We start from the raw sequence: 1,578 nt of genomic DNA, 5'->3' as shown, positions 1-1,578 counted from the left end.
GGTCACGATGGAAATGTCTCTTTTCTTTCAAAATCACAACTTATTGAACATTATGAAAGGACACTTGGAGCATTTCATTTTGGAGGACGAGTAATGATTATTGAAACCCAGGCAGCGATAAAATTGATCAATAAATATTTTTAATACCGAAATAATGGCAACTAAGAAAATTGAATTAGACGATGATTTTCTGGGTGGACAAGGCACTTTAACAATTGAAGAAGAAAAGGCGCTTAGTGACTTTTTTCGAAAACGGAAAATGGCAAATAAACCTTCCCATCTAACCAATGCTACAACGATTTTTCTGCTTAGCATAAGTTATTACAGCACTGGTATTGCAGGCCACACATTAGATGAAACTGCTGTATTTTGACAACTAAAGAAAGGAGATAACCGGCCATACCCATTTCCGGGCACCCTTGTCAGTCTCCTGCCATTTTTCAAAGCCAGGATTTCATCAGCGTCTCACCTGGTTTCTTTGGATTCGGAATAATACGGATGCCATTTTTCAAAAAAGATGGCATCTGTTTGTTTTGAATGCGCTTTCTGTAGACGGGACGCTCCTCCGGAGCTATTTGATTACCCATATTGATGTCTTCTACAGGCAGAGGGCCCCTCCGGGGCTGGTTAATTGGTTATAGTGATGGTTAACAGACTGGTGGCCTTTCCGGACCGGCAATATGTCTGATATCAATACAATTATTAAATGGGATCTGGTGGAGCCCTCAGTCCGTACTCAGAGTGAATATTATGATAATAAACCATGGGCTCCACAGGAGCCCTCTGTTTGTAGAAAATGAAGGTCATAATAAACAATAGCTCCGGAGGAGCGTTCCAAGTAAGAATAAATTAATCAGGAAATCATTATTATAAATAATCGGCTCCAAAGGGGCCGTCATCGGATGACATCTTTCCAAAAAGATGGCATCCGTGCTTTCCGAATATTCCGGTCAAATCGGCGCCACCTAATAAAGCGGATTTGTAACATAAGTGAATATTCTGGAGCAAAGTGTACCACCTGGTCTGGAGTTTATATTATAATTTTTTCGATATCATTCGTAATATTACTGGTAGCAAATAGTTATGCACTAGCGGTAAAGGGCAGAAACGTTAATCAAATATTATATCCAAAACCAACTATCATAAAAAAAGATATCGTGTTGTTACTACTCCAAAAGAATTAACACAAACTGAAAATCTTTTTTTCTATTAGGTATGAAAAATGCTAACTTTAGTATGTTGTTTGATTTGCATACTATAATTAGCTTTGGCAGCAGAAATTTCTGATGGACAAAAAGGAAATCCTTATAGCTTTTGGCGAAAAAGTTCGGAAAATTCGTAAAGAAAGAGGTCTATCTCAAGAGGAGTTATCTTTCAAAGCGGATTTGCATAGGACTTATATTGGAATGATTGAACGTGCTGAAAAAAATATTACTTTAACTTTTCTTTTACAGTTAACGCACAAATAATAAGTGCATATGATTGATAATTAATATTATACAAAGAAGGATTTTGAAATTTTGGTAAAAATGTGGTGCCAAATAAAAATGCTTTAAGTATTGACTTTATTGTTTTAAT

Annotated in this window: 2 protein-coding genes; both read left to right on the top strand. The window is 36.4% G+C overall.

The genetic code is table 11. The annotated features are described in order from the left end of the window. Positions 1-154: 154 nt before the first annotated feature. Positions 155-373: a hypothetical protein gene (locus tag NT175_00280; protein MCX6233150.1), complete on the top strand. Its 219-nt coding sequence runs from the start codon at positions 155-157 to the stop codon at positions 371-373. A 913-nt stretch (positions 374-1,286) separates the two neighbouring features. Next, positions 1,287-1,469 carry a helix-turn-helix transcriptional regulator gene (locus NT175_00275; protein ID MCX6233149.1) on the top strand — a complete coding sequence of 61 codons (183 nt, stop codon included), beginning with the start codon at positions 1,287-1,289 and terminating at the stop codon, positions 1,467-1,469. Positions 1,470-1,578: the final 109 nt, after the last annotated feature.

Source organism: Bacteroidota bacterium (assembly GCA_026391695.1).
Taxonomy (GTDB): Bacteria; Bacteroidota; Bacteroidia; order Bacteroidales; family JAGONC01; genus JAPLDP01.
The sequence above is the reverse complement of the archived record's forward strand: the minus strand, read 5'-3'. Positions and strand labels throughout refer to the sequence as shown.